Genomic DNA, 12,660 nt, shown 5'->3' on the forward strand with positions numbered 1-12,660 from the left:
ATGGCGACATAACCTTTTTCGTCATGCGATGGAATGACAGGGAGCGTGAAATCATTGAATTCCACTGAACGGAAGCGATGGTTTGGCCTGGTCCTGGTTATCCTTCTATGCATGATCGGTTTCTCCGGCCCGTTGCAGCAGTTTGCCGCCTTCCCGAATGAACTTCGTTTATTCTCCGGCCAAATGAAACGACTGCAATACGGAGTTCCCGTTTATGCCGAGGTAACGGTGGACCCCTCAATGCTTCAAGTCAACGGCAAAGCTCAACAATCCTTAAAGGTTAACCTCAACGAGCCGTTGTCCTTGCAGCCAAGCCAGATCGGTCAAAGCAGCATGAAAGTGAAATTATTCGGTAAAATTCCATTCCGAACGGTTAAAGTGAATGTAATGCCGGATCTTCGCGTCATTCCCGGCGGACAAACAATTGGTGTTAAAGTGAAATCAGCGGGAATACTTATTGTTGGGCAACATCAGGTTGTGGATGGCGAAGGCGTCAAGCATTCGCCAGGCGAGGCGGCAGGCCTCAAGCTGGGTGATTACATTATGAGCATTAACGATGTACCCATTAATGAAGTGCATAAAATCGGTAAATGGTGCGAGAAATACGGTATGGATAAAAAGCCATTGCAGGTTACCTACAAACGGGGCGGCAGAATTTCCACCACTACGTTAAGTCCCGTCTACGATGCGGAGGATAAAGCCTGGCGGCTGGGATTGTATATACGCGATTCCGCAGCGGGGGTTGGCACTTTAACCTTTTATGCACCGGATCAGGGAGTTTACGGCGCATTGGGCCATGTCATAACGGATATGGACACGGGAACGCCTATTGAAGTGGGGGAAGGTCAAATCTTGCAGTCCAGCGTAACGTCAATCAATAAAAGCCAATCTGGCGAACCTGGCGAAAAACGAGCGCAATTTCTGCGCGAAGGCAGAATTTTGGGCAGTATCGAACGCAATACGCCCTTCGGCATTTTCGGAAAAATGAAGGAAGTGCCGGAACATGGGTTTAACGGCCGAGCTTTACCCGTTGCTTTTGCAGAAGATGTAAAAGAAGGTCCCGCGCAAATTTTAACGGTGCTAAACGGGCAAAAGGTTGAGCGATTTGACATTGAGATTGCACATGTCTCCAGACAAGAAGGTCCGGCAACAAAAGGTATGGTTATCAAAATTACCGATAAGCGCTTAATTAGCCGAACAGGCGGGATTGTACAAGGCATGTCCGGCAGTCCCATAATCCAGGATGGCAAGCTGGTTGGTGCGGTTACACATGTATTTGTTAATGATCCTGCATCGGGATATGGTTGCTTTATTGAATGGATGCTTCAGGATGCCGGCGTATTGGTCAAAGATAAAGTCAACAAAGCAGCCAATGCAAAGGCCGTTTAAGTCCAGGCTTGTGTGTAAGAAACGTCACCGCACATGATCAGCTGCGGCAGGCGTTTCTTTACTTTTTCGACAAATCGTTGTCGAAGGGAAACGAAAAGACTCATATCATGAAACAAATTATTAATTATATCGAACTCCAATAAAAAAATAAAGAAAAAAAATATTCGACAGAAGGAATTCGCTTCTTGGTGTCGAAAACCTATGTCAGACAGCTCAAGTTCGATCAGATCATTATATCCATTAAGGGAGGACTGGACTTTGCACAAGATTGAAGTTTTGTTGGCAGATGACAACCGTGAGTTTACAAACTTGTTATCGGAATATATTTCGGAACAAAGCGATATGCATGTAAACGGGGTGGCCTACAACGGTGAAGAGGTGCTAAGACATCTGGAGCAAGCCCGCCATATTCCAGATGTGCTCATTCTGGACATCATTATGCCTCATCTCGACGGACTTGGCGTGCTTGAGCGTTTGCGTGAAATGAATTTGTCGCCTATGCCTAAAATCATTATGCTTACGGCGTTTGGTCAAGAGAATATTACACAAAAGGCTGTACAACTGGGTGCTTCCTATTACATATTAAAGCCATTTGATATGGATATTTTGGCTAATCGTATTCGCCAGCTTGTGGGAACGGGCAATTCGGCAACTTCATATTCATCGCCAAGCTTTAGCTCGTCGTCTTCTTCGCTGAAATCCAATGTGGTGCCTCTAGCCAAAGGCAAAAACCTGGATGCCAATATTACAAGCATTATTCACGAAATTGGCGTTCCGGCACATATCAAAGGATATCAGTATTTGCGCGAGGCAATAACGATGGTGTACAACAACATCGAAATTTTGGGTGCGATCACCAAAACATTGTACCCGGCGATTGCCGAAAAATTCAAAACAACGCCATCTCGCGTCGAACGCGCCATCCGCCATGCGATTGAAGTTGCCTGGACGCGCGGCAACATCGACAGCATCAGCCATCTGTTCGGCTACACCATCAACATCAGCAAGTCAAAACCTACTAATAGCGAATTCATCGCGATGGTTGCTGATAAGCTGCGGATTGAGCATAAGGTTTCGTGAAAGCAGTAGTGGCGCGGGTTTGCGGTCATTCAACGGTTGCTGAAACGGTGAAATTACGGACCAGGTAGCGTCATCGTTCCAATAAACTTTTCGCCAAGGTTGCGATAAATATTTCAGATTTACGCGTAGTCTGAACGTTAGCGATTCGATTATACCGCAATCCACGCCCATAAACAACGGAAGCCTGTACGGAGCCTCTTAAACGGCTGTGTACGGGCTTCTGACGTAATAAGCCCCGTAACAGTTCCGGCGACTTTCCGCTGGTCCTGTACGGGGCTTATTCGTGTTTATACGGGGCTTTCCATGTTCGGATTAACCGACGTAGACTGGGCGTCATTCTTCGAGTCATAAATCGCAATTCCCGTAGCGATTAGCGCTGAGATTACCCCAACACAAATTAAACCAACGCCACGCACTCCGATGATTATGTAATTATACGCGTCCCCTCCGACTATCTTCGTGGATAAGTCCTCCGGGTCATAGTAGAACATTACGTATACTCCCGCAACGGCAAATCCGACCGCTGCCATGTATAAAATGATCATCCACGCCTTCATTCTGCGTCACCTCCTCGTTGTAAGTTTAGTTCAACATTTCCTACGTATCCCTATTCTACCATATCGCCTATTTTAACGCTTCTATTTTCCGCTGTAACACGTCGCAGCCAGCCGATAGGGTTAGCGCACCGTCAGCGACAGTTAAACCGTATTCCGCCGGAAATTTTACGGAGCATGTCCCAATATCACGTTACCATGTACTTACTAACATAGGAGGAGAAACGATAATCCCGACGCCCGCACTCGAATTTGCACTATTTGTATACTCCGGAGTTTCAGACGTTCATTTCACGCAAAATATTGTGGGACGAAATTTGTCCCCTGAAATTTACGTGAAATTACCCGTTAAAACTACCGGTCCGCTACCGTAACCCTATCCGGCGGTTAGGGCGGAAATTAGACGGGAAATTTACGGCTTAAATCATGCGGAGGGAGGGCGAGGATATGGCGGCGATTCGGGCAGGGCCGGCGGGGCGTGTGCGTAAAATGTTTATCTTTTTCTTTTTTAAGACCAACGCATTCTATATGTGCTGATAATCCCGGATTCAGACAGGTTTTATTGTCTGATGACGGAGTCTTATACGAACGTAGTGAGTATAAGACTTAAATTCTTTAAATCTTTTAAAATCTTTAGTTCTTAAAAGCTTTTTAAAATAACGGATCAGCCGCGTAATGTCAAGCGTTAATTTCTAACGTAACCAATTCCGGCCCGAAACGTTTGCACTATTTTACATTACGATTATAGGAGTGACGTAGTTATGACGTATCAACCGAAGAAGAGCCCGTCTGAGCCGGAAATCACCGTAATCAACGATACCTACGGCTTTACCGTAAACGACCGCGAATACTCCGTCTACAAACGTGTTCTCGTTGACCCAACGAAAGCGCCGACGTACAAACCCGAAGAAGGCGGTCCAGTTCCGGCACCGTACGAAGCCTGGCGCGCAATCGGCCGCTATTATCCGGTCAACAGCGTAGGCGTTACGGCCATGCTCTCGTACGTAGCGTTCCGATCCGCCGGTGATTCCGGAAAATACGGTAGCATTAGCGAGTACATTTCCGCAATTGAAACGGAGCTAACACGCCTAACGGAAGCCATTGCCGGAAAGGTATCCGTCCGTGTCTAAGCTGACGGCCGCAATTAAACCGGTCCTTGACGATACGGCAGATTACTACAAGGATTGCCTTGCGGATAAGGATGCGGAAATAAGCCGGCTGCGTACGAACCTGTCCGAATTAATATCGTATCTGTCCGGCGAGTCGGCAAAGTGCGAAGTAGCCGGAACGGAAGGCCGATTCTTGGCGTCATATTTCCGCGGTAAGTCGGTAGCTTTCGGGCATGCAGCGAATATGGCGAAAATAGCTTACGGAAAGGCGGCGAAGGTGGATGACGGAGAAGACGAGCAAGGTCCGCGATTGGTCGGCGGATCAAGCGATATGTGACGCGGCAACAGCAGGGCCGTGGGGGTTACATGACGCGGGATTAGACAGAGGACATGTTTACGATTCTATCAACGGAGTATTAACTCCTGTAGTATGGGATGCGCGGATTAATGACGCTCGTTTCATCGCGGAGGCTCGTACCGGCTGGCCGGCGGCATTGAACGAAATCGAACGTTTACGCAAAGTTATACGATATATTCTCGCGGATGCAGAGCGGGTCGAGGTAGAAACGTACTTGGATCGAACTTATGGCGAAGGCTGGCCGTCGGGTTATGCGGAAGGGAAAAACGATATGGCCGAATCAATTGCGGCTTTTCTACGGAAGGAGGCGTTAGCCGATGGATAACGTTATATCCCGTATGTACGAAGATGATGCCCGCGAAATCGCTTCGTTAACCGCCTGGATCGAGCGTAGGCTTTCGGTTGCTGGCCCGTTTACGCTGCGGTACTTTGTAGGCATGTGGCGGGAATCCTTCGGCACAACGGACAATATGCCGGCGGAGCTGCGGAAGAAGATTGACGATAGAGTTTCGGAATTAAAGGCGGAGGAGGCGCAATCGGATGGCGATGCCCGTCAGTGACTTGAAGGGTAAAAGGTTCGGAAGATTGTACGTAGTTGAACGACAGGGCTCGAAGAATAGACGAGCGGCGTGGTTATGTCTATGCGATTGCGGAACTTATTCAATAATAAGAGGGGATGTTCTAAAAAGTAAATTATCAAACTCTTGCGGGTGTCTTCGATCAGAGTTGACGACTAAACACGGAATGCACGGTACGCGGTTTTATCGAATTTGGGCAGGTGTGTTGAAGAGGTGCACCAACCCCAATGCCCATGCTTACGAAAATTACGGCGGACGTGGTATTACTGTCAGTAAAGCGTGGCTGTCCTTTGACAACTTTAAGTGTGACATGTGGGAGTCCTACGTCGCACATTCACTGATATACGGAGAGAACAAGACAACCATCGAGAGAGTTGATAACGAAGGTAACTATTCGTCTGATAACTGCATTTGGGCTACCCCGAAAGTGCAGCCCAATAACAGAAGAAGACGCAGAAGAAAGGAGACAAACCATGCCAGTCAAAAAAAGAATGCCTAAGGAGAAACGTATGAATTGGCGAGAGCTTCTTACTGAAGACTGGAACGTTCTAACTTTCCAAAGCTACTTTTCCGACATGAACCGGGAAAAATTCGGAGCGGGCTATGTCCCTATGCGTAACTACTCCTTTGAACAAGGCGTAATCAAACGCCAGCTCGACGAGTACGGGCCAGAAATTCTACGCGCGGCATTCGAGGAGGCATTCCGTACGTACAAGCCCTCGCGAGATTATCCGATTTTGACCGCAGGGTTCGCGTGCGCCTATCGGATTAACACAATTATTCCGCGATTGCTGCGCGAAAAGGCAGAGTTGGAGCGGCGGGCGGCGGAGAAGGCAGCGGGCCCGACCGTTGATGCTGCGGAACTAAAGAACGTATGGTGAAGGAGCGTGAGCAATTTACGAATAACGGACTATAAACGATGCCGGGCGGTTATCGCTGTATACAGTCATTACGTGACGGAGACGGAGCCCGACGAGGATTACGCGGCCTGGAAGCTGACGAAATTGTCCGAATGGGCGGCGGAGCTGGAGCGGAAACGGCCGGTTAGATTCCGGTTGAGACAGGCCCGGCCGGTTGTTATCACGTAGTAGAAAAAGATAACTGCGCGGAGGAAACGGTTGCCGTCGGACCCTCCGCGCGCGGCTAACAGCGTCAAGCGCCTCTTACAAGAAGAGGTACTTTAGTAGTGTGACCGCCAATCGCACTACGCATGTGTCTAACGTTATAGTAACCGTTATTTTCATGGGCGCCTCCTCCTTTCGGATGGGCAAGAGTTGCCGTGGGCAAGCCCGTCCACAGTCGCTAACGCAGACCATACAACCTACTCGGATTAGTAATATTTTACTATATTAACAGTTCAAATGGTAGAGAATGGGCGTTCGGAATTGGCAACATCAATATAAACAAGGAGTGATGACGAATGAATCAATTGTTCAAGTACGGAGAGAGCGAAGTAAGAACGGTAATGATCGAGGGTGAGCCGTGGTTTGTTGCGAAGGATGTAGCGGACGTATTGGGGTTTAGTGAGACAGCGGCAATGACGAGGTACTTAGATGATGACGAAGTCATGTCTGTCAAACTGGCAGGTATGAATATGAACAGTTCCACAATCAGCGAGTCAGGGCTTTACTCGGCTATATTACGCAGTCGTAAACCTGAAGCGAAGCAGTTTCGAAAATGGATTACGTCCGAAGTCCTGCCGACGATCCGCAAAACGGGCGGCTACGTCAATAACGACGATCTATTCGTCAATACGTACCTTCCGCACGCGGACGAGTCTACCCGTCTCTTATTCCGTACCACGCTCGAAGTCGTCCGGACGCAAACGCAGAAAATTGCGATATTGGAACCGAAGGCCGCGAAGTACGACGAGTTTCTTGATTCGGACGGGTTATCGACGTTTACGACTGTTGGTAAACACTTTCTCGGCGGTATATCGTCACAGCGAGTTAAAGCGTGGTTGCAGTCCGCTGGCGTATTGTATAAGCGTAAAGTTGACGGATGCTACCCGCCGACGGATAAGTATACGAAATACTTCCGCATCGTCCCGTATTGGAGAGGCGGGAAAATTATGAGGCGAACGGTTAAGGTAACACCGGAGGGGATCGACTTTATCGTCGAGTTGTGGAGAGAATCCGAGGTAGTTGCCAGTTAACGCTTCTTCCACTTCGTTTGGGGCTCGCCCAATTAGCGGTGGCGGGCCCGGAGAGGTCAGCGCATGGATTCGATATTAACAATACGAGAGGGGAAATCACGGAGGATATTGTAGTTTCGTTTGGACCCATCATCGGATAACCCTAGAAAATAATCTGCGGATACATCAAAGAAAAGGCACAATACAATTATTTGATCGTTAGTAAGCGTTGCTTCGTCCGCTTCAAGTCGCTGTAGTGAGCGGGTAGTTTTATAACCCAAGGCTTCAGATAGTTCTCGTTGTGTAAGCCCTTCTCTTTCTCGAAGTGTTTTAATTCGCTCGCCCATGGTTGCCATAAATAATATCACCTCAAATTAAGTGTTGACACGTATTTGAAGTACGCGTATTATAAAGACATGAAGTCCTAATACATGTACTTAGAAGTCGCGTTATAAGTAACATTATATCATATAACGTATCCAATAATCACGTAGTAAAATACCTCCACCTCAACTCGCCTCACCTCGATTTACATACGCGACCGCCCGCCGATCCCGTAGACATCCCCGTCTTATCGGCCAAAACGTTCGCACCTCGCTTTAACCTCGATTGACCTCCGCATAGTTGTCGTTATTCTGACGTTTCCTCAACGTAGAATTAACGAATATAGAACGCAACCCTTCGCGTTCTATGACTGGCGCTGGCTCCATCGGGGCTTTCGTCATGGAATCGAAATAACAACGAAGGAGTTGACGCCGAATGAACTGTTTCAATTGCGAACATAAACGTATCGGATTTTCGGATTTGTCCGATGTGACGGGAATGACGCAGGTTAGCGATAAACTTTACGTCCAGTGTGCCGTAGCGGAGCCGTATATCGCGGAGTTTTATCGCGAAAATGGGTCATTGAAGCGTGAAGACGTAACGGTTCGTCTGCCGTGTTTTACCACAACTGAGGCGGATAAGCAGCTTGACCGAATGATTGCACTCGCAGAAGAAATGCTAGACACCGCAAAGGAAAGGAGCTGACGTAAATGCAGAAACAAAAAGAACGTTACATCGTCCGTCCCTACAGTTATTACGGAGATAGCAGCCGGCCTCGGACATACTCCGTATGGGACACGAAGGGAGACGAGTGGATCAGCGGTTTCGTCGGCAACAAGGAAGGCGCGCAAGAGGCCGCGGACAACCTGAACTACAAATATTACGAATGTACCGCGTGCGGCTTCGTTCAGGTCGAGGAGGCTACGATTTCCGAAATGAGATGCGATCGTTGCAGCCACGCAGCTTACTTCGGCACTCGCGGAATTATATCGTACGAAGCCATACTCGCCGAGTCCAAGCCGCCAGCGCTTACGCCGCTCCCGAATATCAAAACGGCGACCGACGAACTACACCGTTGTTTCCGCGCCTTCAATGACCGGTACTTTGCCGGAGTCCTCGCCGAGCCCGCGATAACGATCCAGGCCGCCGGTAAGCGCCAAGCGTACGGATGGTGTTCGTTGGTACCGTTTTGGCATCGGCCAGGGGCGGAGGGCGACGGAAGCGAACCGGACGGACACCGCTATGAGATCAACCTGTCGGCCGAACACATGGCGCGCGACCATTACGATATTCTCCGTACACTCCTGCACGAAATGGTCCATTTGCATAACGTACACATCGGCGTTCAGGACGTAAGTCGCGGCGGCACGTACCATAACCTCCGATTCAAGGCGGCCTGCGAGCGTGACAATATGTTCTTCTACGATTTCGATAAGCCGGATAAGAAAATCGGCTGGTCGGCGGCCAAGTTGACGGACCAAACGCGGGCGTTTATCGATACGATAGGTGTCAGCCCGGAAGCGTTCGGACTTTTCCGGAAGGTCCCGGAGAAAGCGAAAAAGGCGTCAAACTCGTACAAACTCGAATGTCCGGACTGCGGCGCAAAGGTTCGCGCGAGTAAGCCCGGCCTGCTGATACGGTGCAAGCCGTGCGACGTTGATATGGAAGAAATTTGACGCTGAATATTCATATTCAACGGAGGAAGAATTTTCCGTGTACAAGATGCTTGTACCGTTGTAAAATGGGAACAAACGTTCTAGGAGGTTTGTATTATGCGTAACACAAAAACGCCGACCGAGCGGTCCGACTATTATATCCGCAAAGTTAGCGAATACAGCACGGTCCGGCTCGCTCAAATTTACGGACGGCCGATTAAGAAGCCGAAAAGCAACCGGTTCATGCGCCTGATGGCGTACCAAGACGGACTGAATAGGAGGGTGCGCGAATGGAACCGAAAGGCAACCGCTATTTAACGGAGTACCGGGGCAGGCCGGCGGACCTACTTCGGGACCTGGCGGAAACGGCCGGGAGCGAGCGGCTTCGGGCGGCGTGGCACAGTAATATTCGTAAAATGACATCGAAAGGGGGCGCATGATATGATACGAGTCGGAAAGGAACTGCCGCATAATACGTTTGCTGTTTACATTAACGGAACGCAGCTCGTCGAAGTCGTATTCGCTCGGACTGAAGCGCAGGCTTATGAGTGGGCACGCGAGAATTACGGCCCAGGAGCATACACCATGCGGAACGTACAGGCACGTGATATAACGTATAAATATAACGTGTAAAAATATTTAGTAGGAATACTGGTGCGAGTAGTCACATATAGTCTAAGTATGAGTAATAGTCTATATACGCGGCAGGCATGTCATTTTTGGAGGTGAGCGATTGAGTCACGCAGCTAACTGTATACTCCGCGGTCCTTGCGGATTAGCCGGAACGGCCGAATGTAATCGGCAATGTCCGTCCTTCCTCGCGATCCACGGACTCAGCGGCGGGGGCGGCCGTAATGGCGCGGCTAACATCCCGGAAGATTACCGTCTGCTCACGTTGCAGACGAGCCCGGCCAGCGACGGACAGCCGGAGGTGTATGCGGCGCTCGCGGATTATGTTGGCACTTTCGTCCGGCAATTTGGCGACGCCGACCGAGTAAAGTCGTTATACTTATACTCTTCGGAACCAGGGACCGGCAAGACAACGACAGCCGCCGCGCTACTAAACGAATACCTTATCGCGCACTACGTGGGGTCCGTTAAACGTGGTCTTCAGCCGGAGCAGCGCCCGATCTATTTCGTCGACGTCAACGCATGGCAAACGGATTACAACGCTTTCAACCGGCCCCGCGTTCCGGAATCGATCGCCGAACCGGCCGCCGAACGGTATTATTCGGTACAACGACGGGCAACATCGGCGAATTACGTTGTACTGGACGATATCGGCGTAAGGGATGCGTCCGAGGCGTTCCGGGCCGACATTCATACGGTAATAAACAGCCGCGTAACGGCGGGCTTGCCTACGGTTTATACGAGCAATATCGCCTTGTCGGAGCTGGCAACGCTGTTCGACCGGAGGCTGGCGGATCGGATTCGCGATATGACGATTGAGCTGACGTTTAAGGGCGAGAGTAAGCGAGGAGTACGGAAAATACAGAAATTGTGAGCCGTTTTAGAGCTTTCGTGATAAAAAATGTGAATACGTTAGATACGCGTCGAGAAACTGGTTTAGCGTTGTTAAAACGGGCCTATATCCTTGTATTCGAAGAATTACGGGCGTTGCGTGAAATAAAAAATAGTTTACACAAGCCACGGAGGTGACGCATAATTGACGGCAGAGGCATTGATTTCCAAGGCAATTGACGATAACAGGTTGACCGTGTTCGACCGCTACGAAATCGGCCCGGACTACTTTCAGACGGAACCGGAGCGTGAAGCATTTTCGTTCATACAGCGATATTCGGCCGAAAACGGGGGTAGTTCTCCTTCATACGCAGTCCTCGTCGAAGCTGTACCGGACTTCACGTACATTCCGGGCGTTACGGATTCCTACGAATACCTGGCGCGCAAGCTGAAGGAAGCGTGGGGGAAGCGGAAGCTGGCGGAATTTCTCGGCGGGCCCGAAGTAGCCTCCAGGTTTGCCGAAATCGGAAAGTCCGCGACTATCGACGAGTACGAACGCTGGTTGACAACGGAGATAGCGGAAATTAAACGCAAGTCCACGGTACGGCGCGAAACGGGGATCGACGTAACCGGAAACGAAGCGGCGGACGTGTTCCTAGCGGAATATGAGGCGCGGGCATCCGGCAAGTCGCGGCGACTATGGAAATCGAAGTTCCCGACGATTAACGCGGCGGTGGGCGGCGGATACTGGTCGAGCAATATGTACGTTGTCTTTGCGCGGTCAGGCCGAGGCAAATCGGTTTTGACGATGGAGGAAGCGATAGAGTTCGCGTTCCAAGGTGCAACGGTATTAGTATGGGCGCTGGAAATGGGCGGATTCGAGTGGATGGCGCGGGCTTATACGTCCATCTCGGCAAGACTAAGTTTAGTCTCTGCAACCGTTGACGGAATCGATTACGGAGCCGGCTTCGATAACCGGGCGTTACAGGGCGCGAATTTATCGTCGGAAAATTACGAATCTTTCGTCAAATTCTTGCGGGAAATTAACGAGATGATTCCGGGCAAGCTTATCGTTCGGGCAACGGACGATGACGGATTTATCGACCGGAGTTTGGCCGCCCTGCGTTCGGATATTATCGAAACTGGCGCGGACGTCGTAATCGTGGACCCGTTCTATTACCTCGATTACGAAACGAATACGTCCAAAACGGCCGGGGGCGATGCTGCTGCTACGTCCAAAAAGCTCCGTATTATGACGGGCAACCTCGGCGTCGTAACGATTGCGATTACGCAGGCTGACGAAGATGCTGGCGAAAAGAGTGACGAAGGGGTCAGGGAACTTCGTTCCCCTCGGCGTGCTGACGTTAAGAAAACGAAGCAACTCCTCGAAGATGCGGCGTTATTGGTCGGGTTAGATACGTTGGCGCACGAAGGCCGCGGCGTTATCGAGCTCGGCAAGGGGCGCTCAGGCGGTGAGGACACACGGGCGGAGATCGTGTATCTGCCGAATATCGGGATTGTACGCGAACCGGTGGCGGCGGACGTAGCGGCTAAGTTCGTGGGGAACTTTTAATTCCACTATTTACAAATGAACCGGATCGATGTATGATTAATTTGCATCAAATATTGGTTCAAGAGGTGGTTCGTATGAAAAAGGAAATAGTAAGCAGTGTTATTAAAGACTTAGTGAGTAAAGACCCCTCGCCACAAGCTATACTTGAAAAACAGGTGAGGTTTTCGATTTCACTAACTAACCTACAAAGTAAACGGCTTGATATACTTACGGATAGAATAGAAATAAGTAAACAAGAGTTTATTTCAAAGGTATTAGACGCTGCTATGCGTGAGTTGGAATACGAGTTGAAGCTGATTGAACAATCTTCTCGTGACCTACTCGGTGTGACTAAGTACCAGTTGCGGACAGAATACGTCAATGAAATAGTGGAGCGTCTTGGCATAAAGCAAGAAGATTGGTGGGACCTAATCGAACGCCACAATCCATAAGTTATAGAGGTGAA

At 49.7% G+C, this 12,660-nt stretch carries 18 protein-coding genes; 16 read left to right on the forward strand and 2 right to left on the reverse strand.

Annotated elements, in window-relative coordinates; all coding sequences use genetic code 11:
- Positions 1-54 precede the first annotated feature (54 nt).
- Positions 55-1,389, forward strand: a complete 1,335-nt coding sequence (gene spoIVB / locus ACX93W_RS01600) for a SpoIVB peptidase (protein WP_459390571.1) — start codon at positions 55-57, stop codon at positions 1,387-1,389.
- Between the two features lie 258 nt (positions 1,390-1,647).
- Complete coding sequence (gene spo0A / locus ACX93W_RS01605) at positions 1,648-2,469, forward strand: sporulation transcription factor Spo0A (RefSeq protein ID WP_459390572.1); 822 nt, start codon at positions 1,648-1,650, stop codon at positions 2,467-2,469.
- Between the two features lie 287 nt (positions 2,470-2,756).
- On the opposite strand, the gene ACX93W_RS01610 is transcribed toward spo0A, so the two are convergent.
- The gene (locus ACX93W_RS01610; RefSeq protein ID WP_459390573.1) at positions 2,757-3,026 is read right to left on the reverse strand and encodes a hypothetical protein; all 270 of its coding nucleotides are present in this window, start codon (positions 3,024-3,026) and stop codon (positions 2,757-2,759) included.
- A 758-nt stretch (positions 3,027-3,784) separates the two neighbouring features.
- Between ACX93W_RS01610 and ACX93W_RS01615 the strand changes: the two genes are divergently transcribed.
- The 7 genes from ACX93W_RS01615 (at position 3,785) to ACX93W_RS01645 (ending at position 7,223) form a co-directional block, all read left to right on the forward strand.
- Positions 3,785-4,153: a hypothetical protein gene (locus ACX93W_RS01615; protein ID WP_459390574.1), complete on the forward strand. Its 369-nt coding sequence runs from the start codon at positions 3,785-3,787 to the stop codon at positions 4,151-4,153.
- Complete coding sequence (locus ACX93W_RS01620; protein WP_459390575.1) at positions 4,146-4,469, forward strand: hypothetical protein; 324 nt, start codon at positions 4,146-4,148, stop codon at positions 4,467-4,469. The genes ACX93W_RS01615 and ACX93W_RS01620 overlap by 8 nt, the downstream gene beginning before the upstream one ends.
- Positions 4,414-4,815 (forward strand): hypothetical protein, encoded by a 402-nt coding sequence (locus ACX93W_RS01625; RefSeq protein ID WP_459390576.1) that lies wholly within the window; start codon positions 4,414-4,416, stop codon positions 4,813-4,815. Before ACX93W_RS01620 ends, ACX93W_RS01625 begins: the two co-directional genes overlap by 56 nt.
- Positions 4,808-5,050 (forward strand): hypothetical protein, encoded by a 243-nt coding sequence (locus ACX93W_RS01630; protein WP_459390577.1) that lies wholly within the window; start codon positions 4,808-4,810, stop codon positions 5,048-5,050. Before ACX93W_RS01625 ends, ACX93W_RS01630 begins: the two co-directional genes overlap by 8 nt.
- A gap of 491 nt (positions 5,051-5,541) precedes the next feature.
- Entirely contained in the window at positions 5,542-5,949 is a 408-nt protein-coding gene (locus ACX93W_RS01635; RefSeq protein WP_459390578.1) for a hypothetical protein, read from the forward strand.
- 6 nt (positions 5,950-5,955) lie between these two features.
- The gene (locus ACX93W_RS01640; RefSeq protein ID WP_459390579.1) at positions 5,956-6,156 is read left to right on the forward strand and encodes a hypothetical protein; all 201 of its coding nucleotides are present in this window, start codon (positions 5,956-5,958) and stop codon (positions 6,154-6,156) included.
- 332 nt (positions 6,157-6,488) lie between these two features.
- Entirely contained in the window at positions 6,489-7,223 is a 735-nt protein-coding gene (locus ACX93W_RS01645; protein ID WP_459390580.1) for a BRO family protein, read from the forward strand.
- A 56-nt stretch (positions 7,224-7,279) separates the two neighbouring features.
- Here the strand turns inward: ACX93W_RS01645 and ACX93W_RS01650 are convergent, their stop codons facing one another.
- Positions 7,280-7,558 carry a helix-turn-helix domain-containing protein gene (locus tag ACX93W_RS01650; protein WP_459390581.1) on the reverse strand — a complete coding sequence of 93 codons (279 nt, stop codon included), beginning with the start codon at positions 7,556-7,558 and terminating at the stop codon, positions 7,280-7,282.
- A gap of 403 nt (positions 7,559-7,961) precedes the next feature.
- On the opposite strand from ACX93W_RS01650, the gene ACX93W_RS01655 reads away from it, so the two are divergent.
- From ACX93W_RS01655 to ACX93W_RS01685, 7 genes are all read left to right on the forward strand, one after another.
- Entirely contained in the window at positions 7,962-8,231 is a 270-nt protein-coding gene (locus tag ACX93W_RS01655; RefSeq protein ID WP_459390582.1) for a hypothetical protein, read from the forward strand.
- Positions 8,232-8,236: 5 nt separating this feature from the next.
- A complete protein-coding gene (locus ACX93W_RS01660) occupies positions 8,237-9,202 on the forward strand; it encodes a SprT-like domain-containing protein (RefSeq protein ID WP_459390583.1) in 966 nt (321 codons plus the stop codon).
- A gap of 96 nt (positions 9,203-9,298) precedes the next feature.
- Entirely contained in the window at positions 9,299-9,499 is a 201-nt protein-coding gene (locus tag ACX93W_RS01665; RefSeq protein WP_459390584.1) for a hypothetical protein, read from the forward strand.
- Between the two features lie 123 nt (positions 9,500-9,622).
- Complete coding sequence (locus tag ACX93W_RS01670) at positions 9,623-9,814, forward strand: hypothetical protein (protein WP_459390585.1); 192 nt, start codon at positions 9,623-9,625, stop codon at positions 9,812-9,814.
- Between the two features lie 100 nt (positions 9,815-9,914).
- The gene (locus tag ACX93W_RS01675; RefSeq protein ID WP_459390586.1) at positions 9,915-10,685 is read left to right on the forward strand and encodes a P-loop NTPase family protein; all 771 of its coding nucleotides are present in this window, start codon (positions 9,915-9,917) and stop codon (positions 10,683-10,685) included.
- Between the two features lie 162 nt (positions 10,686-10,847).
- Positions 10,848-12,215, forward strand: a complete 1,368-nt coding sequence (locus ACX93W_RS01680; protein ID WP_459390587.1) for a DnaB-like helicase C-terminal domain-containing protein — start codon at positions 10,848-10,850, stop codon at positions 12,213-12,215.
- Between the two features lie 74 nt (positions 12,216-12,289).
- Positions 12,290-12,646: a hypothetical protein gene (locus ACX93W_RS01685; RefSeq protein WP_459390588.1), complete on the forward strand. Its 357-nt coding sequence runs from the start codon at positions 12,290-12,292 to the stop codon at positions 12,644-12,646.
- Positions 12,647-12,660: the final 14 nt, after the last annotated feature.

It is taken from the genome of Paenibacillus sp. CAU 1782 (genome assembly GCF_054551715.1).